21 protein-coding genes are annotated in these 20,922 nt (G+C 60.9%); 5 read left to right on the top strand and 16 right to left on the bottom strand.

Features of this window, described 5'->3' with window-relative positions:
* Positions 1-259: 259 nt before the first annotated feature.
* Positions 260-1,924, top strand: coding sequence for an electron transfer flavoprotein-ubiquinone oxidoreductase (locus CPH89_RS02660; RefSeq protein ID WP_053257536.1), 1,665 nt, complete (start codon positions 260-262; stop codon positions 1,922-1,924).
* Positions 1,925-2,115: 191 nt separating this feature from the next.
* On the opposite strand, the gene CPH89_RS02665 is transcribed toward CPH89_RS02660, so the two are convergent.
* A complete protein-coding gene (locus tag CPH89_RS02665) occupies positions 2,116-3,006 on the bottom strand; it encodes an AraC family transcriptional regulator (RefSeq protein WP_053257537.1) in 891 nt (296 codons plus the stop codon).
* Positions 3,007-3,187: 181 nt separating this feature from the next.
* Between CPH89_RS02665 and CPH89_RS02670 the strand changes: the two genes are divergently transcribed.
* Positions 3,188-4,240: an NAD(P)-dependent alcohol dehydrogenase gene (locus CPH89_RS02670; protein WP_053257538.1), complete on the top strand. Its 1,053-nt coding sequence runs from the start codon at positions 3,188-3,190 to the stop codon at positions 4,238-4,240.
* Here CPH89_RS02670 and CPH89_RS02675 read toward each other — a convergent pair whose 3' ends face one another.
* The 6 genes from CPH89_RS02675 to CPH89_RS02700 form a co-directional block, all read right to left on the bottom strand.
* The gene (locus CPH89_RS02675; protein ID WP_053257539.1) at positions 4,241-5,044 is read right to left on the bottom strand and encodes an IclR family transcriptional regulator; all 804 of its coding nucleotides are present in this window, start codon (positions 5,042-5,044) and stop codon (positions 4,241-4,243) included. It abuts the gene before it with no gap.
* Positions 5,045-5,238: 194 nt separating this feature from the next.
* Positions 5,239-6,204 carry an L-arabinose ABC transporter permease AraH gene (araH, locus tag CPH89_RS02680; RefSeq protein ID WP_017138344.1) on the bottom strand — a complete coding sequence of 322 codons (966 nt, stop codon included), beginning with the start codon at positions 6,202-6,204 and terminating at the stop codon, positions 5,239-5,241.
* A gap of 17 nt (positions 6,205-6,221) precedes the next feature.
* Positions 6,222-7,721: an L-arabinose ABC transporter ATP-binding protein AraG gene (gene araG / locus CPH89_RS02685; RefSeq protein WP_053257540.1), complete on the bottom strand. Its 1,500-nt coding sequence runs from the start codon at positions 7,719-7,721 to the stop codon at positions 6,222-6,224.
* Positions 7,718-8,698, bottom strand: coding sequence for a substrate-binding domain-containing protein (locus CPH89_RS02690; RefSeq protein ID WP_053257541.1), 981 nt, complete (start codon positions 8,696-8,698; stop codon positions 7,718-7,720). The genes araG and CPH89_RS02690 overlap by 4 nt, the downstream gene beginning before the upstream one ends.
* 19 nt (positions 8,699-8,717) lie before the next feature.
* Positions 8,718-9,539, bottom strand: coding sequence for an SDR family oxidoreductase (locus CPH89_RS02695; protein ID WP_053257542.1), 822 nt, complete (start codon positions 9,537-9,539; stop codon positions 8,718-8,720).
* A gap of 237 nt (positions 9,540-9,776) precedes the next feature.
* Positions 9,777-10,256, bottom strand: a complete 480-nt coding sequence (locus CPH89_RS02700) for a GNAT family N-acetyltransferase (protein ID WP_053257543.1) — start codon at positions 10,254-10,256, stop codon at positions 9,777-9,779.
* A gap of 189 nt (positions 10,257-10,445) precedes the next feature.
* Between CPH89_RS02700 and CPH89_RS02705 the strand changes: the two genes are divergently transcribed.
* The 3 genes from CPH89_RS02705 to CPH89_RS02715 all read left to right on the top strand — a co-directional run bounded on the left by CPH89_RS02705 (position 10,446) and on the right by CPH89_RS02715 (position 12,392).
* Complete coding sequence (locus CPH89_RS02705) at positions 10,446-11,642, top strand: MFS transporter (protein ID WP_053257544.1); 1,197 nt, start codon at positions 10,446-10,448, stop codon at positions 11,640-11,642.
* Positions 11,643-11,726: 84 nt separating this feature from the next.
* Positions 11,727-12,074 carry a hypothetical protein gene (locus CPH89_RS02710; RefSeq protein WP_053257545.1) on the top strand — a complete coding sequence of 116 codons (348 nt, stop codon included), beginning with the start codon at positions 11,727-11,729 and terminating at the stop codon, positions 12,072-12,074.
* Between the two features lie 51 nt (positions 12,075-12,125).
* On the top strand, positions 12,126-12,392 hold the full coding sequence (locus CPH89_RS02715) for a hypothetical protein (protein WP_053257546.1): 267 nt from the start codon (positions 12,126-12,128) through the stop codon (positions 12,390-12,392).
* A gap of 257 nt (positions 12,393-12,649) precedes the next feature.
* Here CPH89_RS02715 and CPH89_RS02720 read toward each other — a convergent pair whose 3' ends face one another.
* The 9 genes from CPH89_RS02720 to CPH89_RS02760 all read right to left on the bottom strand — a co-directional run bounded on the left by CPH89_RS02720 (position 12,650) and on the right by CPH89_RS02760 (position 20,852).
* Positions 12,650-13,378: a class I SAM-dependent methyltransferase gene (locus tag CPH89_RS02720; protein WP_053257547.1), complete on the bottom strand. Its 729-nt coding sequence runs from the start codon at positions 13,376-13,378 to the stop codon at positions 12,650-12,652.
* 25 nt (positions 13,379-13,403) lie between these two features.
* The gene (locus tag CPH89_RS02725; RefSeq protein WP_053257548.1) at positions 13,404-14,321 is read right to left on the bottom strand and encodes a PfkB family carbohydrate kinase; all 918 of its coding nucleotides are present in this window, start codon (positions 14,319-14,321) and stop codon (positions 13,404-13,406) included.
* Positions 14,314-15,780 (bottom strand): purine-cytosine permease family protein, encoded by a 1,467-nt coding sequence (locus CPH89_RS02730; protein WP_053257549.1) that lies wholly within the window; start codon positions 15,778-15,780, stop codon positions 14,314-14,316. The genes CPH89_RS02725 and CPH89_RS02730 overlap by 8 nt, the downstream gene beginning before the upstream one ends.
* A 189-nt stretch (positions 15,781-15,969) precedes the next feature.
* Complete coding sequence (locus CPH89_RS02735) at positions 15,970-16,971, bottom strand: ADP-ribosylglycohydrolase family protein (protein ID WP_053257550.1); 1,002 nt, start codon at positions 16,969-16,971, stop codon at positions 15,970-15,972.
* The gene (locus tag CPH89_RS02740; RefSeq protein WP_053257551.1) at positions 16,968-17,681 is read right to left on the bottom strand and encodes a GntR family transcriptional regulator; all 714 of its coding nucleotides are present in this window, start codon (positions 17,679-17,681) and stop codon (positions 16,968-16,970) included. Before CPH89_RS02740 ends, CPH89_RS02735 begins: the two co-directional genes overlap by 4 nt.
* A 70-nt stretch (positions 17,682-17,751) precedes the next feature.
* Positions 17,752-18,312: a DUF1285 domain-containing protein gene (locus CPH89_RS02745; RefSeq protein WP_053257552.1), complete on the bottom strand. Its 561-nt coding sequence runs from the start codon at positions 18,310-18,312 to the stop codon at positions 17,752-17,754.
* Positions 18,313-18,338: 26 nt separating this feature from the next.
* The gene (locus CPH89_RS02750) at positions 18,339-18,944 is read right to left on the bottom strand and encodes a DUF4823 domain-containing protein (protein WP_053257553.1); all 606 of its coding nucleotides are present in this window, start codon (positions 18,942-18,944) and stop codon (positions 18,339-18,341) included.
* 131 nt (positions 18,945-19,075) lie between these two features.
* Positions 19,076-20,044, bottom strand: coding sequence for a GTP 3',8-cyclase MoaA (locus CPH89_RS02755; protein WP_053257554.1), 969 nt, complete (start codon positions 20,042-20,044; stop codon positions 19,076-19,078).
* Positions 20,045-20,183: 139 nt separating this feature from the next.
* On the bottom strand, positions 20,184-20,852 hold the full coding sequence (locus tag CPH89_RS02760) for a TetR/AcrR family transcriptional regulator (protein ID WP_053257555.1): 669 nt from the start codon (positions 20,850-20,852) through the stop codon (positions 20,184-20,186).
* Positions 20,853-20,922 lie beyond the last annotated feature (70 nt).

Genomic DNA, 20,922 nt, shown 5'->3' on the forward strand with positions numbered 1-20,922 from the left:
GTTAGCGCAAAACCGACCGTATATTGACCGGAACGCCTATTCTGGTCAATACGCCAAAATAGCCAGTCATAAGCCGCGTTGCTTTGATTTACCTAGCTTCCAAGCAATTCAAACAAACGTTTGTATTGGACGCTGCCAGTGGTGTAGATATAATGCGCCACCTAGAGAGAAAGGTGGGTCTTGCCGTTGCTGCAAGACGATACCGAACCTCCACCCATTAGAAAAAAAAGCCTGTTGAGCCTTGAGTAGGAGATAGCCTGTGGAACGCGAATACATGGAATTCGACGTGGTCATCGTCGGCGCTGGCCCGGCAGGCCTGTCTGCCGCCTGCCGACTGAAGCAGAAGGCCGCCGAAGCCGGTAAAGAAATCAGCGTCTGCGTGGTCGAGAAAGGCTCCGAAGTCGGCGCACATATCCTTTCCGGTGCCGTGTTCGAACCACGTGCCCTGAACGAACTGTTCCCGGACTGGAAGGAACTCGGCGCCCCGCTCAACACCCCTGTAGTGCGCGATGACATCTATGTATTGCGCAGTGCCGACACCTCCACCAAGGTGCCGGACTTCTTTGTGCCCAAGACCATGCACAACGAAGGCAACTACATCATCTCCCTCGGCAACCTGTGCCGCTGGCTGGCCCAACAGGCCGAAAACCTGGGTGTGGAAGTCTACCCAGGCTTCGCCGCCCAGGAAGCGCTCTTCGACGAAAACGGCGTGGTCCGCGGGATCATCACCGGTGACCTCGGCGTCGACCGCGAAGGCAATCCGAAAGAAGGCGTCTACACCCCCGGCATGGAACTGCGCGGCAAGTACACGCTGTTCGCCGAAGGCTGCCGCGGCCACATCGGCAAGCAGTTAATCCAACGCTTCAAACTGGACAGCGACGCTGACGCCCAGCACTACGGCATCGGCCTCAAGGAAATCTGGGAAATCGACCCGGCCAAACACCAACCAGGCTTGGTCGTCCACACCGCCGGTTGGCCGCTGGACATCATGAGCAACGAGAACACCGGTGGCTCGTTCCTTTATCACCTGGAAAACAACCAGGTGGTGGTCGGCCTGATCGTCGACCTGTCCTACAGCAACACTTTCCTGTCGCCGTTCGATGAATTCCAGCGCCTCAAGCACCACCCGGTTCTGGCTCAGTACCTGGAAGGCGGCAAGCGCATCAGCTACGGCGCCCGCGCCCTGGCCAAAGGCGGCATCAACTCGTTGCCGAAGATGGTCTTCAAGGGCGGTGCATTGATTGGCTGTGACCTGGGCACCATGAACGTGGCCAAGATCAAAGGCAGCCACACGGCGATGAAGTCCGGCATGCTCGCGGCAGATGCCGTGGCCGAGCGCCTGTTTGCCGAATCCGAAGGCGGCGACGAGTTGACCAACTACGTCGACAGCTTCAAAGCCAGCTGGCTCTATGAAGAACTGTTCGCCAGCCGTAACTTCGGCCCGGCGATGCACAAATTCGGCCCGATCATCGGCGCCGGCTTCAACTGGTTCGACCAGAACATCCTCGGCGGCAAAATGCCGTTCACCCTGCACGACACCAAGCCGGACTACGCGTGCCTGAAGCTGGCCAAAGACAGCAAGAAGATCAATTACCCGAAACCCGACGGCAAGTTGAGCTTCGACAAGCTGAGTTCGGTGTTCATCTCCGGTACCAACCATGAAGAAGAACAGCCGTGCCACCTGAAGTTGAAAGACCCGAGCATCCCGATCGGCACCAACCTGCCGCTCTACGATGAACCGGCGCAGCGCTACTGCCCGGCCGGCGTGTATGAAGTAATCACCCAGGAAGACGGCGAGAAGCGCTTCCAGATCAACGCCCAGAACTGCGTGCACTGCAAGACCTGTGACATCAAGGACCCTTCGCAGAACATTACCTGGGTAACGCCGGAAGGCGCGGGTGGGCCGACTTATCCGAATATGTAAGTCGATTGCTTGACCTGAAAGGCTCCCGGACGGGGGCCTTTTTTGTGGCCGGCATAAATCGAATGTGGGACCCGCTTTCTGTGGGAGCCAGGCTTGCCCGCGATGCAGGCGACTCGGTCTGTCAGTAAAACTCAGCGGATGTCATCGCAGGCAAGCCAGCTCCCACATTGACCGAGTTATATCGACAGAACCTAAGCCGCGCGCTCTTCACCCGGATTGCGCAGGAAGTAGCGCTTATATTCGCGACTGAACTGCGACGTACTCTGATACCCCACGCTGTGCGCCGCCTGCGCCACGCTCAGGCCGTCCACCAGCAGTAACTGTTGAGCCTTGAGCAAGCGCAGACGCTTCAGGTACTGCACCGGCGACAACAACGTGCAGCGCTTGAAATGCTCATGAAACGTCGACGCACTCATGTGCGCATACCCCGCCAGCGTCTCGATATTCAACGGCTCGGCGTAATGGGCATGCAGGTGATTCAACGATGTGGCGATTCGCGAAAACTGCCCCTGCTGCTCCACCAAAGCGCGCAACACATCCGCCTGCGGCCCGCGCAGCGCCGTGAACAACAACTCGCGCACCCGCGCCGGGCCCATGATCCGGCTCTCCAGCGGATCGTGCAGGCATTGCAACAGCCGCTCGACGCAACCGCGCATTGCGTCATCGAGCACCACCGAGCTCATCGACTCCAGGGTCTGCGCCGTCGGCGGCGGCCCCGCCTGAATGCCCATGGCCATGACCAACTCGCCCAGCACCACGCGGTCTATGCCGACCGTAACGCCATACAGCGGCGCATTCGGCAGGGCAAAGGTCTCGCACTCGAAGGGCACCGGCATCGCCTGGATCAGGTAGTGCCCCGCGCCATACTCCAGCGTACGCGGGCCCAGATAGGCAACTTTGCTGCCCTGGGCGACGATCATCAGGCTCGGTTCATAAATCTGTGGCCCGCGCGCCACGTCACAACTGGCGCGCAAGACCTGCACGCCCGGCAGGTTGGTCGAGGAAAAACCGTCGCGGGGCGTCAGCCCCTTGATCAAGGCAACCAGCGTGGCGTTGGCGTCGAGATGGCGGGTCAACAACATGGCAAAAAACTTCGCGAAAAAGGGATGAGAACATCATCGCAGGTCTGAGGGCACATAAATCCAAACACAGGGCACTCCCGGACGAATAGGCATGAGGTTCGGAGCAATCGCCATGGCCGCAGCCAGGCCCGGCGCGGAGAATGCGCCACCTCCCTAGTCAGTCCTTTTGCGAGGTTTCTTCATGTATACCGCCATCGGTTATGCCGCCCAGTCGGCGACCACGCCCCTCGCCCCCATGTCCTTCGAACGTCGCAGCCCGCGCGCCGATGACGTGGCCATCGAAATCCTCTACTGCGGCGTGTGCCACTCCGACATCCACCAGGCCCGCAATGAATGGGGTATTGCCGTGTACCCGCTGATGCCGGGCCACGAGATCGTCGGCAAAGTCACCGCCGTCGGCGCCAGCGTTACCGCGCATAAAGTCGGCGACCTGGTTGGCGTCGGCTGCATGGTCGATTCGTGCCGCCACTGCGACGCCTGCCAGGCGGACCTGGAGCAATATTGCCTCGAAGGCCCGACCATGACTTACGCGACCCCGGACCGCGTCGATGGCAGCAACACCATGGGCGGCTACTCCGACAGCATCGTGGTCAGCGAACACTTCGTGGTGAAAATCCCGGCCAAGCTCGACCTGGCCAGCGCCGCGCCGATTCTCTGCGCCGGCATCACCACTTACTCGCCGCTCAAGCATTACGGCGTAAAGGCTGGCGACAAAGTTGGCGTGCTGGGCATGGGTGGCCTCGGCCACATGGGCATCAAGTTCGCCAAGGCGATGGGCGCAGAAGTGACGCTGTTCACCCGCTCCGCCAGCAAGGCCGAGGAAGGCCGTCGCCAGGGCGCCGACCATGTGATCGTGTCCACCGACGCCGAGCAGATGAAAGCCGCCGCCGGGCACTTCGACTTCCTGCTGGACACCATTCCGGTGCAGCACGACGTGAACCCCTACCTCGACGTGCTGCGCTTTGACGGCGTGCATATCCTGGTCGGTTTGATCGAGCCGGTGGACCCGCCGGTGAATGCGGCCAAGCTGGTGTTGGGGCGTAAAGTGCTGGCCGGTTCCTTGATCGGCGGCATTGCCGAAACCCAGGAAGTCCTGGATTTCTGCGCCGAGCACAACATCACCTGTGACATCGAAATGCTCGATATCCGCCAGATCAACGAGGCCTACACCCGCATGATCGCCGGTGATGTGAAGTACCGCTTTGTCATCGACATGGCGACCCTGAAGGCCTGATCAGGCCTTCGCGCCCAACTCCGCGGACAGCCGGGCTGCGACCTGCTTGATCACAGGAATCAGCTCGGCCATTTTTTCCAGCGGCATATAGGGCACGGTACTGGCGATGCTGATGCCGGCGACGATTCGCCGGCTGGCATCGCGCACCGGTGCCGCCACACACCGGATCGACGGTTCGTTGTCTTCCAGATCGAACGCATACCCCCCCACCACGTATTCGCGCATGCGCTGCTCGAATTGCGCCCAGGATTGTTCCGGGTGCTGCGGCCATTGCAGGCTTTTCCCGCCGGCAGGCAGGCTGACTTCGTACAGACGCTGCCACTCCTCGACCGCGTCATCCAGCAGCAACGCCTTGCCGATACCGGTGCGCGCCAACGGCATGCGATGGCCGACCCGCGAGCGCATTTCCGGGCCGTTGCGGCCGGGATTCTTGTGCAGGTAGAGCACGTCGTCGTATTCGCGAATGGCCAGGTGGATGGTGTCGCCGGTCAGCGCCGACAGCTCATCCAGATAAGGCACGGCCAGGCTCACCAGAGGCAGTTCTTCACGGGCCTGGAAACCCAACTCGATCAACTTCGGCCCCAGCAGGTAACCGACTTGCGGCACCACACGCAGGTAACGCTCCTCCACCAGGCAACTGGCCAGGCGGTGGGTGGTGCTGCGGGTGGTGCCGATGCGCCTGGCGATCTCTTTCAGATCCCGTGCACCGGCCGCCACCGCTTGCACCACGCCCAGGCCACGCAACAAGGTCTGGGTGCCGGTGGGCGCGGCGTCTTTGACGGGGGTGTGGGCGTTTTCCTGCATATCGGGCCTATTGGGAAGTACGAAAACGGCGCCATTATGGCAAATGCTGAACCTCAATACAGTGGAGATCCAACTGTGGGAGCAGGCTTGCTCGCGAATGCGGTATGTCAGTTTGCACATCTGCGTCTGATACACCGCATTCGCGAGCAAGCCCGCTCCCACATTGGATTTTCAGTGCTGTTGAGACCGGGTTTCTAACGTTGCTTCATACGGTCGATAATCACCGCCAGCAACAGGATCGAACCACGGATCACATACTGGTAGAAGGTGTCGATGTTCTTCAGGTTCATCGCGTTCTCAATGATCGCCAGAATCAGCACCCCGGCAATCACATGGCGGATCATGCCGATACCGCCGCTCAGCGACACCCCGCCGAGCACACAGGCGGAAATCACCGTCAGCTCAAACCCCTGGCCGATCATCGGCTGGCCCGAGGTCATGCGCGACGCGAGGATCACCCCGGCCAAGGCGCCGATCAAGCCGTGCACGGCAAAGATGATGATCTTGGTGCGATCAACGTTCACCCCGGCCAGCAACGCCGCTTCCTGGTTACCGCCAATGGCCATGGTGTTGCGCCCGTAGGTGGTGTAGTTGAGCAGCCAGCCGAAGAACACAAAACACAGCACGGTGATGATGATCGGCACCGGCACGCCCATCAGTTGGCCGTTGCCGAACACGAAGAACCGCTCGTCCATCACGCCGACGGCCTTGCCGTTCGAGAAAATGTAGGCCAGGCCGCGCACGATCTGCATGGTCGCCAATGTGGCAATCAACGCATTGATGCGCAACTTGGCGATCACAATCCCGTTGATCAGCCCCACCACCAGGCCCATGGCCAAGGCGGCCGACACGCCGAGCACCACGCTGTCGGTGTCACGAATCACAATCCCCGCCACCACCCCGGCGCAGGCAATCACCGAGCCCACCGATAAGTCGAAGTGCCCGGACGCCAGGCAGAACAACATGGTGCAGGCGGCAATGCCGACCGTGGAAATCGCCAGGCCCAGGCCACGCATGTTGAGCGGCGAAAGGAAGTTGTCGATGAACAGCGCACTGAGCACGAAGATGCTCAACGCCGCGAGCAGCATCACCCAGTCATCAAGAAACTTGCGCTGGTTGAAACCCGGCCAGAAGCCTTTTGCAGTTTTTACCTGGGACATCATTCACCTCGAATTCTTCAAGCCCGCGTACGCGGAAGTGCCAGTTGCAATAGCTGTGCTTCGTCCGCGTGTTCGCGGTTCAACTCGCCGGTCAGCACGCCTTCACTCATCACCAGGATGCGGTCGGAAATGCCCATCACTTCCATCAGGTCGCTGGACACCACGATCACCGCAATGCCGCTGGCCGCCAGGTTGTGGATGATCTGGTAAATCTCCGACTTGGCGCCGATGTCGATGCCGCGGGTCGGTTCGTCGAGCAGCAACACCTTCATCGGCATCGACAACCAGCGGCCGAGAATGGCCTTCTGCTGATTACCGCCGGACAGGTACATGATTTTCTGTTGCGCGTTCGGCGTTTTGACTTTCATCGCCTTGATCTGCTGGTCGGCGTTGCCCTTCTCCCAGCCCTCACGCAGCAGCCAGCCAAACCTGGAATGGGCACCGCGTGCGCTGATATTGATGTTCTCAGCCACACTGGACAGCGGAATGATGCCCTCCTTCTTGCGGTCTTCCGGGCACAGCAGCACGCCCCCGGCGATGGCGTCGCGCGGCGAGCGCAAGTGCAGCGGCTGCCCACACAGTTCGAGTTGCCCGGCCGTGCTGCGCACCAGCCCGCTGAGCAGGCGCAGCAGTTCGGTGCGCCCTGCCCCGACCAGCCCGAACAGCCCGAGAATCTCGCCCTTGTGCACCTGCAGGCTGACCGCTTCACGCAGCCCCGGGCCAAGCAAACCCTCGACCTTGAGCGCCACTTCACCGCGTTCGCGCGGGCGGTAATCGTAGATGTCCTGGATGTCGCGACCGACCATGCAGGTCACCAGTTGGTCGTGGGTCAGCGTGGCCATGTCGTCAAAGGTGCGCACAAAACGGCCGTCCTTGAACACCGTCACCGCATCGCAAATACGGAACACTTCTTCCATGCGATGCGACACATACAGCACCACTTTGCCCTCATCGCGCAGGCGCGTGATGATTGCCATCAGCCGGTCGATTTCCCGCGCCGACAAACTGCTGGTGGGCTCGTCAAAGGCAATCACATGGGCGCCACGGGACAACGCCTTGGCGATCTCCACCAGTTGGCGCTGGCCCAGGGACAGCCGCCCGAGCTTTTCCTGCGGGTCGATTTCATCGGCCAGACCTTTGAGACATGCCAACGCCTGCTTGCGTAGCAGGCCGCCGTTGACCACCCCGAAACGCGACGGCAGATGCCCGAGAAACAGGTTCTCCGCCACGGTCATTTCCGGCACCAGGTGCAGCTCCTGATGGATCACCGCAACACCACTGGCAATGCTGTCGGCGGCGGATTTGAAGTCCATCGTCTGCTCGCCGATCTGTACCGTACCGCTGCTCGGAATGTAGGCGCCACCAAGGATCTTGAGCAGCGTGGACTTGCCCGCGCCGTTCTCGCCCATCAGCGCGTGCACCGAGTGCGGCCGCGCTTCAAAGCTGATCTGCGCCAGGGCTTTGACCCCGGGAAATTCCTTGCCGATGCCGTTAAAGCGCAGGGCCGCGCCGGTCATTTCCACAGACCGATTTTGCTCAACTCTTCCTTGAAGTTGGCGCGCGTGATCAGGGTGACGTTATCCAGGGCGGTGAACTTGGCAGGCTCGGTGCCTTTGGTGACCCACGCGAACATCGCGCTGGCGGTTTTGTAGCCTGACGCGTCAGGGCTGAGCAGCATTGAACCGTAGAACCCGGTGTCGGATTTTTTCAGTTCTTCAATCGCGTCCGTGCCGTTGATGCCGATCCCGATGACGTTGGCCGCCTTGAACCCGGCGCTTTCTGTGGCGCGCACGCCGCCGAGTACGGTGCTGTCGTTCATGCCGCCAATGAGCAGGTTTTTCGCGCCGCTGGGCAGTTTCACCAGGGCTGAGTTGGTGGCGTCCATGCTGCCCGGCACGTCGAGGGTTTTCTGTGCGCTGAACAGGATGTGGTCGGCCGGCAAGCCGGCGGCCTTGAGGCCTTCTACCGAACCGTCGGTGCGTTTCTTGCCGGTTTCCAGCTCGTCAAAGGTGTTGATGACGGCGTAGGTGTCCTTCCAGTCCCAGTTGCGATGCTTGGCTTCGGTGGCCATGGCCTCGCCTTGTTTCTGGCCGATTTTGTAGGCGTCCAGACCGACATAGGGCACGTCCTCCATGGGCTTGCCTTTGGCGTCGACGAACCGGTCGTCCACCGCCAGCACTTTCAAACCGTTGAGCTTGGCCTTGGCCATGATCGCAGGGCCCAGGGACACGTCCGGCGGGCAGATCACAAAGCCCTTGGCGCCGTTGGCAGCAAGCGTGTCGATAGCGGAGAGGGTTTTCTCGCCGTCGGGCACGGCGATCTTGATCACGGTAAAGCCCTGGTCCTTGCCGGCTTTTTCGGCGAACGCCCATTCGGTCTGGAACCAGGGCTCTTCGGCTTGCTTGACCAGAAAGCCGATCTTCACTTCTTCGGCGGATGCAAAGCCGCTGACCGCGATCGCAAGTGCCAGGGTGCCGAGTGTCTTCTTAAACATGAACCACCTCTTGTTGGATTTAGTCGTGGTACATCACAGAACGCCCGCCATCGATCATCAGGCAGGTTGCATTGATAAACGGCGCTTCGTCAGTCGCCAGGAACAGCGCCGTCATCGCCACCTCTACCGGCTGGCCGATACGCTTGGGCGGGTGCAAATCGAAGGCGCGCTGACGCTCGGCGTGCGGGTCAGGAAAACCGTTCCAGTAATCGACATTGAGCTGAGTTTCGATATACCCAGGGGCGATGGCATTTACGCGGATGCCCTTGGACGCGTATTCGATGCCCAGGGCGCGCGTGAGCCCGAGCAGGCCGTGCTTGGCGACGGGATAGGGAAAACAGCCGGGGATGATGTGGCTGGAATGGGTGGAGGCGATGTTGATGATGTTGCCGATGCCCTGCTCGATCATCAAGGGCAACACCGTGCGGCAGCCGAACCAGGCGCCATCAAGGTCAATGGCGAAACAGCGGCGCCAGTCTTCGTCGGTCATCTGCAAGGGGTCACGGAACACGTTAACGCCTGCGCAATTGACCAGCACATCCACGCGACCAAAGCGCTCAATGGCCAGGTTGACCAGCGACTGCCACTGCTCTTTGGAAGTGATGTCGACCGCTTGCGCGACGATTTGCGCACCGCGTTCGCGCCAATGCGCGGCGACTTTTTCGACTTTTTCGGCCTGGATATCCGCGATCACCAGGCGTGCCTGCTGAGCCTGGAAACAGGCGACGATCGCCTCGCCAATGCCTTGGGCGGCACCGGTGATGATCACCACTTTGTGCTTCAACCGCTCGCCATAGGTAGGCGCGGGTACGGCGGGTAATGACAACGGTTGGGGCTGCATCGCTTCACCTGTTTTATTTTTGGTAGTGAGTGCTGATGCAGCCGACTATAAACCCATCATTTGAAATATCTCAATATATAAATTTGCATCCCATATATTGGAATAAACTCAAAAAAATGTGCGAGCAGGCTTGCTCGCGAATGCGCCGGGTCAGTCAATCAATCATTGGCTGAACGACCGCATTCGCGAGCAAGCCCGCTCCCACAGGTTGATCTTCAGTGTTTACGACGCAGGGTTTCAGCCGATGGCGAAATCGCGCAGCGCGTCACCTTCCATGCGGTAGCGCACCCACTCTTCCTGCGGCTGGGCGCCGATCGATTTGTAGAAGGCAATCGCCGGCTCGTTCCAATCCAGCACGCTCCATTCAAACCGCCCGCAGCCGTTATCACAGGCGATCTTGGCGAGGTGGCGCAAGAGCTTTTTGCCCGCCCCGCCGCCGCGTTGCTCGGGGTTGATATAGAGGTCTTCGAGGTACAGGCAGTTGCTGCCCAACCACGTGGAATAGCTGAAAAAGAACACCGCAAAGCCAATCGGCAAGCCGTCCCGCGAACAAATCAGGCCATGGGCGGTGGCACCCTCGCTGAACAGGCTGCGCTCGATATCCACCACACTGGCGATCACTTCATGTCGGGCCTTTTCGTACTCGGCAAGCTCGGTGATGAACGTCAGGATCTGCGCAGCATCGCTGGGCACGGCGGGGCGAATCTCGATGGTCATGGGCGGCTCTTGGGCAAATTCAAAGCCCACATATTAAGGCGGTTTGATGACGGATTGCAGTGCAATTTCGCGGTGACCGGGGCGCTTTACTCCGTCGCGCGGTAACCCGAGCACCACCAACCACAGAACAATCCGCCGGGCCGTGCATGCTAAACAGAGCGCATCAATCCAACGATTCGAGACTTGCTCATGCACGCCACGCCTGCGGTGGGCGCGAAGACATTCGCGCTGTTCTGCCTAGCCAGCTTCCTGTTGTCACTGTCCTACGGCTCGACGTTTCTGCTGTCGCTGCTGATTCATTCGCGCGGCGGGAACGAGCATGATGCCGGCAGCGTGATTTCCATGGCGATGCTCAGCACGTTTGTGGCGGTGGTGTGTTGCGGGCATCTGGCCGATGCCGTGGGCGCGGCACGGGCTATCGCGGGGATGGGCGTGTTGCTGGTGGTGGCCAGCCTTGGGTTTGCGCTGACGCCGGGTGTTGGTCAAGGCCTGATGCTGTTCGGGCTGTCCCTGGGGTTGGGCTGGGGCGTGTTCTACACCCTGGGCCCGATCATCGTGACACTGCTGGTGGCGCCCCCTCAGCGGGCCAAATACTTTGCGCTGCTGTCGGGCAGCATGTTGAGCGGGATCGGTGCCGGCCCTTTGCTCGGGCGCGCCGCCAGTGCATTGGACCTGCCGCTTACAACGGCCTTCTATATTGCGGGGTTCGCCAGCCTCGCGGGCGTCGTGATGTTCTGGCGCCTGGGCGCACACCTCAACCATCACGCAAATGTGCCCACAGCGAGGATTTCCTGGGCCTCCAGCCGTCGAGTGCTGTCATCCAAAGCTGCATTCGCGATCCTGATGGTCGGCCTGGGTGGCTGTGTATTTGGCGGGCTGTCATCGTTTCAGACCAGCTATGCAGCGGCCCATGGGTTGGACTATTCGTTGTTTTTCGCCGGGTTCCTGAGTGCCGCCATCACCAGCCGCCTGTTGATCGCCGGCCACGTGGTCAAGCGTGATGCCTACCGGGCCGCCTGTGTGTTATCCGGGATCATGCTCGGCGCTATCGCACTGTTTGCATTTGGTGTCAGCGGTAACTTCAGCTACCTGCTGGCGGCTGCCATGCTGGGGGTGGGCTATGGCCTCACGTATTCCGTGATTAATGGACTGGTGGCCAGCGAGGCGCCGCCCGGCACTACGTCCCAGGCATTGCTGCTGTTCAGCCTGGCGTACTTTATCGGCGTGTTCGGGTTTCCCTGGCTGGCCGGCAAGCTCATCGTCGACTACGGCCTGCCGACGCTGCTGGCGAGTGTGCTCGGCGTGGCCCTGCTCAACTGGCTGATCACGGTGGCGCGGTTGATCTGGCGCCAGCGCTCGGCACATAAAATCTTACAGGTAACTTGATACCGTTCGTCGCCATCAAGGCACGAACCGGAAACGGGCGCGGACCAATAAAGGGTAAGGACATTAATCATATGGAGACACCCCATGAAGCATTCCAAGTTTGCCGCCCTCGCCCTCACCGGTCTGCTGTCCGCCGCCTCGCTGAACGCCTTCGCCGCGACCTCGTCGACCGGCAAGACTGACCCCGTCGGCAGCCCGCCAAGCCCTGCCACCCAGGAATCCCAGAATTCGATGGGGACCGGCCTCGACACCAATGGTGGCGCGATCATCGACAACGGCGCTGACCCACGCACCAAAGGCAACGATACCCAACGCCAGGCACCGGCAGCGGTGGGCAACGGCAAAATGGGCCCAGGTATCAGCAATGAGCCGAAGGTCAATAAAGGCGATGACAACAACATCCCCGGCGCACCGAAACAACCCGCGCCTTAATGCATCGATAGCAGCACTGACACCCGATCATTTCCCAGTGAAGAGGTACACATGAACGTCGATAGAAACCTTGAAAAAGAAGTCCTCACCCGCCTGCTGCACGCCCACCCGCACGGTTTGGGCAAGGAGGTTTTGGATAACTACCGCGGCGAGAAGGAGGTTGCCAGTGTCTTGGCCTTCCTGCAGGACCGTGGGCTTATCAAGGATGGGCATGTGACCACCGACGACGCCGGTGAATATTCGTTGAACCTGCCGATCAAGCTGACCGCGTCCGGTGTGGACGAGGCGCGCAAGTTGGAAGGTGAAAGCCGTCACTGATGCATGTTGCCTGGCCTGGCCCTGGCGACAGGGCCAGTGGCCGTAGTGCAATGCCGCTTGCAAGCAAAGCCACCGATACCGCCATACAGGCGCGCAAGGCTGCGCGTATCGAAGCGTGAGAAAGATCAGCCATTCAACCCCCTTGTACTAGCGGGTTTGCTTGCGAATGCGCAGTGACAGTCAACCAAGATGTCGACTGACACCGCGCCTTCGCGAGCAAGCCCGCTCCCACAGGTTGAGCTGAGTTGCCAGTGAGATCAGCGGCGTGCCGACACCAGCAGCATCATCGGGCGCTCTTGTTCTTCCGCCAGTTCTGGCCGCGCCATCAGGTCCGCTTCGCTTGGGCCCCACTCCTCGATATGACTCAACGCAAACCCCGCCTGAATCAACAGATTGAGCAACGTGCCCAGCGTACGGTGCTGCTTGATAACGCCATCGGCCAGCCAGTTGGTGACGCGTGGCCCTTCGATTTGATAGCCATCCACCGGCCAACTTTTTCGGCCTTGATCATCGACCAGCCACCCAGGATTGCGCGGTGACATGAAAATAGGGTGCTCGATGGAAAACACCAGTCGCCCGCCGGGCACCAGCGCCTGATGGATACGCTCGAACAGGCCCTTAAGGTCGACGATGTAATGGAAGGCCAGGGAGCTGTAGGCCAGATCGAATGAGGCCGCCGGCAGGTCAAGTAGCTCCAGGTCGGCAACCGTGTAGGTGATACCCGCTGCCGAGGTCATCTCTTTGGCCCGCGCCAGCATCTTGTGCGACACGTCCAAACCGAGCACGTGCGCAGCGCCCTGCTCCTGAGCCCAGCGACTGAACCAACCATAGCCACAGCCCAGGTCCACCACGTTCAAGCCAGCCATCGCTGGCAGCTGTGCCTGCAACGCAGGCCACTCCGGCGCACCGGCCAGGCCTTCGACCGAGCGGCCCATCTTGCTGTAGCCCTCGAAGAAGGCGGGCGTGTCGTAGATATTCTGCGTCATTGCGTTGCTCCGTGCTGATGACCGCCTATTTTGCCAACAATGCATCCACTTCGTCAGCCCCGGGCGACGTCGCCGGGCCCCAGCGCGTGACCGCCAGCGCTGCCGCGGCATTGGCCCGGCGTGCCGCCGCAGCAGGCGCCAAGCCCTTGGCCAACCCGGCCAGAAACACACCGGCATGGGCATCGCCAGCGCCGTTGCTGTCCACCGCGTGCACCTTGAAACCCGGCACATGCTCCGCCTTGCCTTGACGGCTCACCCAGCAGCCATTGGGCCCATCGCGCACCACCAGCAAGGCTTCGGCGGGCAGGTGGCGATTGAGCGCCAGCAGCGCCTCGGCCAGCGTCCCGGCGCCGGTAAACGCAAGGGCTTCCGGGCCGTTGCTGGTCCAGATATCGATACGCGGCAGCAAAACAGTCATCAAGGCCGAATCCGGCGCCTTGACCAACGGCCCCGGGTCGAACACCACGGTGATTTCACGCGGCAGCGCCAGCAGCCAATCGAGCAAGGCCTGGGCCTTGCCTTCGAGCAACAAACTGTAGCCGCTGACGTACACATAATCGTCCGCGCGCGGTAACACGCCGGCCAAATCCTCAGCCCTCAAGTCACCTTCAGCGCCGATGTGGGAAATGAAGGTGCGCTCAGTGGTGGCCTCGGTCAGCGACACACACAAACCCGTGTCTTTATCGTCGCTGGCTTCCTGAACCATCTCCACACCTTCGGCCTGCATGGCCGCGCGGGCCAGGTCGCCGAAGCGCCCTGTTCCATGGCGCCCGAGGTAGACCACCGGCAAACCATTGCGCCGCGCGGCTGCCATCACGTTGAAGCCACCGCCGGCTTCGAAACTGGCCGATTGCGCCAGCACATCGCCGCCCGTCGCGGGCAAGGTATCGAGGGCCATGACCAGGTCGACGATGACCTGACCGGTGTGCAGCAATCTAGACATTGGGGCTCTCTACTAACGCTGAACGACGGTCGGCCGCGCCGCCCATTACGGCATAACTACCGCCGGCCACCAGGAAGGTGACAATCCAGCCCAGGCCGTTGTGGCCCAGCCAGGAATCGGACAATGGCCCGGCGAACCAGATGTTTTCGGCGGTGGTGCCGATAGTGGTGAAGCTGAAACCCAACACGATCGCCACCGCCCAGGCGCCGAATGCACGCCACTCCACGCCGCCACGGTACCAATAGGCACTGCTTGGGCTTACGTCCAACAGGTCCTTGGCGCTGTAGTAGTGGCGGTGAATCAGGTCGACCACGAAGATCCCGACCCACGCGGTGATCGGTACTGCCAGCAGCGAGATGAAGGTGATGAACGGGCCATAGAAGCTGTCGGCGATCAGCATGAAGTAAATCGAACCGGCGAAGATCGCCACAATATCGACGATGACCGCGTGCACGCGCTTGACCTTCAAGCCGAGGGTCAAGGTCGTCAGGCCCGCCGAATACACCGAAAGGTTGTTGGAGAGCAGCAGCCCACCAAACGCGGTGATCAGGTACGGCACGGCCATCCAGGTAGGGAGCATGTCGCGGATCGCGATGATCGGGTCAGTGGCCGAGGCCAGGTCGTTGTTGCCGACCGACAGCAGGCCGCCAAGGGTGATCAGCAGCACCAACGGAATCCCCGCACCAAACGCGGCAGAGGCCACCAGGCGCGCGGCCTTGACGCTGCGGTGCTGGTAGCGCGACATGTCGGCACCGGCGTTGGCCCAACCGATACCGGTGCCGGCGGCCATGGTGCCGACGCCGATGATCATCGCGCTCAGCGGCGCCGGGGTGGCATTGAACACCGCGCTCCAGTCGATGGTTGCGCAGAGGAAGCCGCCGACCAGAATATTCAACCCACCGAATACATAGGTAGCCCACTTCTGAATCACCAGCAGCGTGGCGTGGCCCAGGCCGGAAACAGACAAGGTCAGCAGCACAAAAATGGCGATGAATATCAGTGTCAGCACTGGTGCGCTTTTCGCCTCGACCGGCGAATGGAACAGGATCGAGCACAGCGACAGCAGCACGAAGGCTGCAGTGGTGGTGTTGACGGTTTCCCAGCCCAGGCGCGACATCAGTGACACCAGGGTCGGGCCGATATTGCCACGCACGCCGAAAATCGCGCGCGACAGGGTCAAGCTCGGTGCACGCCCACGCCGGCCGGCGATGGAGATGATGCCTACCACCGCGAAGGAGCCGGCAGCGCCGAGAATGGCGACGATGATTGCCTGCCAGATTGCCAAGCCACGAAACGCCACCAACGTCGCGCCAAGCGGCAAGCCGAGGATGCTGATGTTAGCGGCAAACCACACCCAGAACAGTTGCAGCGGGTGGCCGTTGCACTCGCTTTCCGGGACCGGTTCGATACCACGTGTTTCCAGTTGCCCGGCGCTTTGGCCGGAAGAAGGGGTGCTCATGAGGGGTGCTCCTGGTGCCTGTATTGTTGTGGTTGTGGCAGATACTCAAAGCTTTAACCGGTCGTCCTGACTCACCTACGATTTAATGTGGGAGCTGGCTTGCCTGCGATAGCGGCCTTCCAGTTGATGCATCAGTGACTGACAGGTCGCTATCGCGGGCAAGCCCGCTCCCACCTTGATCTGCGGTGCTTAGCGCAGATCAAGCAGCCCCTGCACCAACGGCTGCAAATCCAGGCCGTTGACGGCCTTGACCTGCTCGATCATTGCTTCAGGCCAGCACTGCATCCCCAGGCACGCGCCCAACATGGCGCCGAGAATCGCGGCGATGGTGTCAGTGTCGCCGCCCAGGCTGGCGGCCAGGCACAGGGCCTCAAAGGCATTCATCGCGCCCACCGCCACTCGCTGCGCGAGGGCAAACGACACCACCACCGACTCCTGGGACGCGACGGAGGTGCCGATCAGTTCGTACAGCAAGTCGGCAAACAGGGCTTTGTCGCCGCTGCCGACGCTTAAAGTCCGCGCCCAACTGATGCGGGTGGAAATGCGTCCACCGGCAACCCAGTGACCATGGCCTTCGGCCTGCTGGGCGATTTGGGTGCCGATGTTCAGCGCCTCCCCCAGATCCACCCCGTTGATACCCGCCGAGACCACCGCCGCAACGGCCGCCGCGCTGGAAATCCCCAGGCTGGTGTTGTGAGTGACCTGGCACGCCTGGATCACCGCCTGGATAAACTGCGCCGGATCGCTGACATCCGCGGCAATCCCCACAGGCGTGATGCGCATCGCAGCACCATTGGTGGTGCCGTAGCGCCCGGACTCTTCCGGGGTGTGGCCGGCGAGGATCATGTCGATTGCGCGCTTGGTCGACGGGCCGAGCAAATCCTGCGAACCCTTGGCGCGCATTACGGCTTCCCAATCGATCAGGCGCTGGGCGAGCACCGTCGGCTCGATCTTGCCTGCGCCTTCCACCAGCAACTCGCCGACCAGGATCGCCTGTTCAGTGTCATCGGTGATGGAGCCGGCCGGCATGTTTGGCGCGATGGGTTGGTCGGCGTCGGCGTCTTCCAGGGCGGTGATGGCACCGAAACGCTTTTGCACCTGCTCGCGGCTCAGGGACTGGGTCGGCATGCCCAGAGCGTCGCCCAGGGCCAGACCGTAGAAGGCGCCAAGGGCGCGATTTGCCGAGGTCATTTTGACGCTCCAAACTGCAGATGCAGGCGAAAGTGCAGCGGGTCGAGCAGACTTTCGACGTACTCCATGAAGCGCTCGCGGCGGTCGTAGGTGGTGCGCGAGGCCTTGAGAAACACGGTGCCGGGCGCGCGACCGAGCAACTCAGCGTCTGCATCGCTGAGGGGCTCGGCGCCGATCCATTGGTCACCTTCGGCGCCGATATAACCGTAAGCGGCCAGGGTAATGGTCAGGGAATCGTCGATCAGGCCCACGCGCGGCAAGCCTTCCAGGCCACCGGCAGCGGGCATCAGCGAGCGCTCCAGGGACACGGCAGTGCCGTCCGTGGTGCGCCGACGGCGGTCGAGGGCGATGAATTGGTCACTGCCGAATCGGCTGAGCAGGTCGGGACGGGTCACCGCCTCCAGACGCAGGATGTCAGTGATGACCCGCGCGCCGGTATCCGCCAGGGCCTGGGCCCAGCCGTTGCGTTGGTCGAGCACCATGCCGTCGAAGGTGACGATGGAGCCGACGCCGCTCTGGGTGGCGATATAGTTGCGCCGTTTGAGTTCAGCCAAGGCTTCGCGCAGCGTGCCACGGCTGACCGCGAACTCTTCGGCCAACTGATGCTCGCCCGGCAGCAGGAAACCGTCGGCCATCACTCCGCCCTCGATACGGCGGATGAGCTCGTCGACGACGCGTTTTTTCTTATCAAATCGGACATGTCTAATCATGTACAAATTGATAACCGAAAGCGTCCAGTGCCAGCAAGTAAATTATTTCAGCGCGATGAAAAAACCCGCCTTAAGGCTCAAGGCCAATGCGGAAAAACTCCCCGCCGCTCCATACGCCAAGCCAGTTCTGACCGTTGATCGGACGACTGACCGCCAACTCGACCAATTGGTAAAAGGCGTTGCGATGCACGAGGGCTTCGAGGTTGGTGCGCACCCGCAGATAAGGCGCGGGTTCTTGGGTGACCGGGTCGATCACCACGCGCAACGGGTGTTCCAGCCCGGCTTCGACCTGTTCGTCGACATTGGTGGTAAAGCGCAGTACCTGGCTTTCGCCCTGCCCTTCGACTTCAAGGGTTAACGCGACAAACGGCGCATCATCGACGGTGATGCCGACCTTTTCCACCGGCGTCACCAGAAAATACGCATCGCCGTCGCGGCGAATGATGTTGGAGAACAACTTGACCATCGGCTTACGCCCAATCGGCGTGCCCTGATAAAACCAGGTGCCATCGCGGGCGATGCGCATATCGATATCGCCGCAAAACGCCGGGTTCCACAGATGCACCGGTGCCGGCCCCTTGCCCTTGGGCAGTTGAGCCAATAGATCATTGGCCTTGGCGGAATCGGTCATGGGCTCTCCCTTATTTACCTGTGAGGTTACTGATCACTCATGCCCAGCAGGCCTCGGGCGTACTTCGCCAGCGGGCGGGCAATCAGGTCTTCTGGCTTGTTGTCATGGAACGTCAGTAAACCGCCACGACTGCGAATACGTGCAGTATCAATCAAATACTGGGTGCTGGTCTCGATCAACATGATCTGGATGACGCCACTGTCGATCCCCACGCGGTCCAATGCCTGCTGATCGGTCCACTCATCGGCATTGCCGATACGGTCATCGGCCGCCGCAAAACGGCAATACAGCAGGTAATGCGCACCCGCTGCACGCGCTTCGGCCATGGCTTGTTCCAGGCCTTCAGGCTGGCGGGCGCGGCGCACCATGGGGAAATATTCGACGAAGCCGTTAAAGGCCTCTTCGGCCACCACGTTAGGTCGCGGGTAGGCACTGCCCGGCGGTACGAAAGCGCCTTGGGCGATAAAGACAAAGGAGTCCGGCTGTATGCGAACGGACGCAGTACGGCGGGTATCACTGTGGTCCAGCAACCCGGCGTCGCTCATCTGATAGCGGGTGCCTTCGGCCATATCGCTGACGGTCATGCAACCACTCAGCGTCAACGACGCCAGCAACAAAACCAGACTACGCATCCCAATCCTCCAAAAGCCGGTGACGGAAAACCGGCGAATGGGCACAAGATGCAGAATCCGCGCCATCCAAGAACTACACACAACAAATGTGCGAGCAGGCGTGTTGCCACAGGGTTCGGCGCACGTTTGGGCTAGCCGCCGATGATCTTCATGATCGTCGCACCACCGGAGAAGGCCACTTCCTGTTTATCGCCCAACGCCTTCACCAACAAGCCTTGCAAGGCCGGTAAAGCCTGGTGACGCGGTTTGTCCAGCAGGTCGCCGACGTAGTGACGATTGCTCGACGACAGGCAGCCATGCAACCAGCCGGTGGATGACAGCCGCAGGCGCGAACAGGTCCGGCAAAACGGCACGCTTTCGTTGGCAATCACGCCGAAAAAGCCTTTGCCCGGCACTTCGTAACGCACCGCAGTGGCGTCCACCGGGGCATTGGCTTGCAGGTATTCGTGGTGTTCGCCGATCAGGCTGAGCAATTGCTGCAGGCTGACAAATTGCTGCAGGAACGCATTGGAGTCCTTGGCCAGATGGCCCATGCGCATCAGCTCGATAAAACGCAACTCGTAGCCGCGCTCCAGGCAGTAGTCGAGCAACGGCATCACCTGGTCGAGGTTCTGCCCGCGTAACGGCACCATATTGACTTTGATTTTGATCCCGGCAGCGCGGGCCTGGTCCATGCCGTCCAGCACGGTGGCCAAGTCACCGCCACGGGCGATGCTGCGGAAAGCGTCGGCGTCCAACGTGTCGAGGGACACGTTGATGCGGCGAATGCCGGCGTCCACCAGCAGTGGCAGTTTGCGGGCGAGCAGTTGGCCGTTGGTGGTCAGGCTGATATCACTGAGACCCATCCCGCCCACCGCGCCCATGAAGGCTTCCAGCTTGGGGCTGACCAGCGGCTCGCCGCCGGTGATGCGCAGGCGCTCGATGCCCGCCGCTTCGATCAGATAAGCCACACCACGGGCCATGGCCTCGGCCGAGAGTTCGTCTTGGGCAGCCACCAACCGTTTGCCGTTGGGCACACAGTAGGTACACGCGTAATTGCAGGCTGAGGTCAGGCTGATCCGCAAATTGCGAAACCGCCTGCCTTGACGATCAACGATCATGGATCACTCCGGCAGAGGATTGTACGGGCGATCTAAAAGCTGACTTATAAATCAACTTTTAGCAAGGTCCTTGCCTGAGTATATTCCTGGGGTACTGCAACTGGCAGTAATTGATTGCGCCATCACTGTCAGGAATAGCTTAACTGGCAGGCGCGTCGCCGCTCTTCGGTTCAGCGCCTGGCAGTTCAGCGCTGTGCTTGCGTTTGTTGCCCATGCGCACGCCGATATCCATCAGGAACTGGAAGAAACCTTCCTGATCTTCCAGCACATTGCTCCAGAACGGCGAGTGGTACAGCGCAACCGCGCCGTGCACCAACGCCCAGGCGGCGCAATAGTGGAAATAAGGCGGCACATCTTCAAGCTTGCCTTCGCTGATGCGGCCCTTGATCAGCAAGGTCAGGCGTTCGAAGTTCGAGGCGCGGATCTTGTGCAGCTCCTCGACCATTTCCGGCACCTGATGGCCTTTGACCACCTTCTCTTCCAGGCGGTCGAACAGGCGATAGCGCTGCGGATCACGCATGCGGAACTCGAAGTAGGCGCGCGACAGGGCTTCCTTGTCCTTGTCCACATCAGCCGAATGCAGCAGTTCGTTCAAGTCGCGCTCGTAATCGAGCATCAGGCGCAGGTAAATTTCCGCCTTGGATTTGAAGTGCTTGTAGATCGTGCCTTTGCCGATACCCACGGCATCCGCAATCATCTCGACGGTGACACTGTCTTCACCTTGTTCAAGGAATAACTTGAGTGCGGTGTCGAGAATTTCCTGCTCACGGCGGCGAAACTCACGGACCTTACGGGGTTCTTTGTGCATGAGGAAGAGGTCTGCAAAGGTCGAAATAGGGAGGGTTGCGCAGGGCCACGGATACGCGGCGATACGATTT

It is taken from the genome of Pseudomonas fluorescens (genome assembly GCF_900215245.1).
Lineage (GTDB): Bacteria > Pseudomonadota > Gammaproteobacteria > Pseudomonadales > Pseudomonadaceae > Aquipseudomonas > Aquipseudomonas fluorescens.

Bases quoted from the DNA above. Each gene is read 5' to 3' on its own strand.
- CPH89_RS02695 (WP_053257542.1), bottom strand. From the start codon at position 9,539: ATGCAGCCCCAACCGTTGTCATTACCCGCCGTACCCGCGCCTACCTAT.
- CPH89_RS02700 (WP_053257543.1), bottom strand. From the start codon at position 10,256: ATGACCATCGAGATTCGCCCCGCCGTGCCCAGCGATGCTGCGCAGATC.
- CPH89_RS02755 (WP_053257554.1), bottom strand. From the start codon at position 20,044: ATGATCGTTGATCGTCAAGGCAGGCGGTTTCGCAATTTGCGGATCAGC.
- CPH89_RS02675 (WP_053257539.1), bottom strand. From the start codon at position 5,044: ATGCAGGAAAACGCCCACACCCCCGTCAAAGACGCCGCGCCCACCGGC.
- CPH89_RS02735 (WP_053257550.1), bottom strand. From the start codon at position 16,971: ATGACCTCGGCAAATCGCGCCCTTGGCGCCTTCTACGGTCTGGCCCTG.
- araH (WP_017138344.1), bottom strand. From the start codon at position 6,204: ATGTCCCAGGTAAAAACTGCAAAAGGCTTCTGGCCGGGTTTCAACCAG.
- CPH89_RS02720 (WP_053257547.1), bottom strand. From the start codon at position 13,378: ATGACGCAGAATATCTACGACACGCCCGCCTTCTTCGAGGGCTACAGC.
- CPH89_RS02705 (WP_053257544.1), top strand. From the start codon at position 10,446: ATGCACGCCACGCCTGCGGTGGGCGCGAAGACATTCGCGCTGTTCTGC.
- CPH89_RS02745 (WP_053257552.1), bottom strand. From the start codon at position 18,312: ATGACCGATTCCGCCAAGGCCAATGATCTATTGGCTCAACTGCCCAAG.
- CPH89_RS02730 (WP_053257549.1), bottom strand. From the start codon at position 15,780: ATGAGCACCCCTTCTTCCGGCCAAAGCGCCGGGCAACTGGAAACACGT.
- CPH89_RS02665 (WP_053257537.1), bottom strand. From the start codon at position 3,006: ATGTTGTTGACCCGCCATCTCGACGCCAACGCCACGCTGGTTGCCTTG.
- CPH89_RS02690 (WP_053257541.1), bottom strand. From the start codon at position 8,698: ATGTTTAAGAAGACACTCGGCACCCTGGCACTTGCGATCGCGGTCAGC.
- CPH89_RS02760 (WP_053257555.1), bottom strand. From the start codon at position 20,852: ATGCACAAAGAACCCCGTAAGGTCCGTGAGTTTCGCCGCCGTGAGCAG.
- CPH89_RS02750 (WP_053257553.1), bottom strand. From the start codon at position 18,944: ATGCGTAGTCTGGTTTTGTTGCTGGCGTCGTTGACGCTGAGTGGTTGC.
- araG (WP_053257540.1), bottom strand. From the start codon at position 7,721: ATGACCGGCGCGGCCCTGCGCTTTAACGGCATCGGCAAGGAATTTCCC.
- CPH89_RS02725 (WP_053257548.1), bottom strand. From the start codon at position 14,321: ATGTCTAGATTGCTGCACACCGGTCAGGTCATCGTCGACCTGGTCATG.
- CPH89_RS02670 (WP_053257538.1), top strand. From the start codon at position 3,188: ATGTATACCGCCATCGGTTATGCCGCCCAGTCGGCGACCACGCCCCTC.
- CPH89_RS02740 (WP_053257551.1), bottom strand. From the start codon at position 17,681: ATGATTAGACATGTCCGATTTGATAAGAAAAAACGCGTCGTCGACGAG.
- CPH89_RS02710 (WP_053257545.1), top strand. From the start codon at position 11,727: ATGAAGCATTCCAAGTTTGCCGCCCTCGCCCTCACCGGTCTGCTGTCC.
- CPH89_RS02715 (WP_053257546.1), top strand. From the start codon at position 12,126: ATGAACGTCGATAGAAACCTTGAAAAAGAAGTCCTCACCCGCCTGCTG.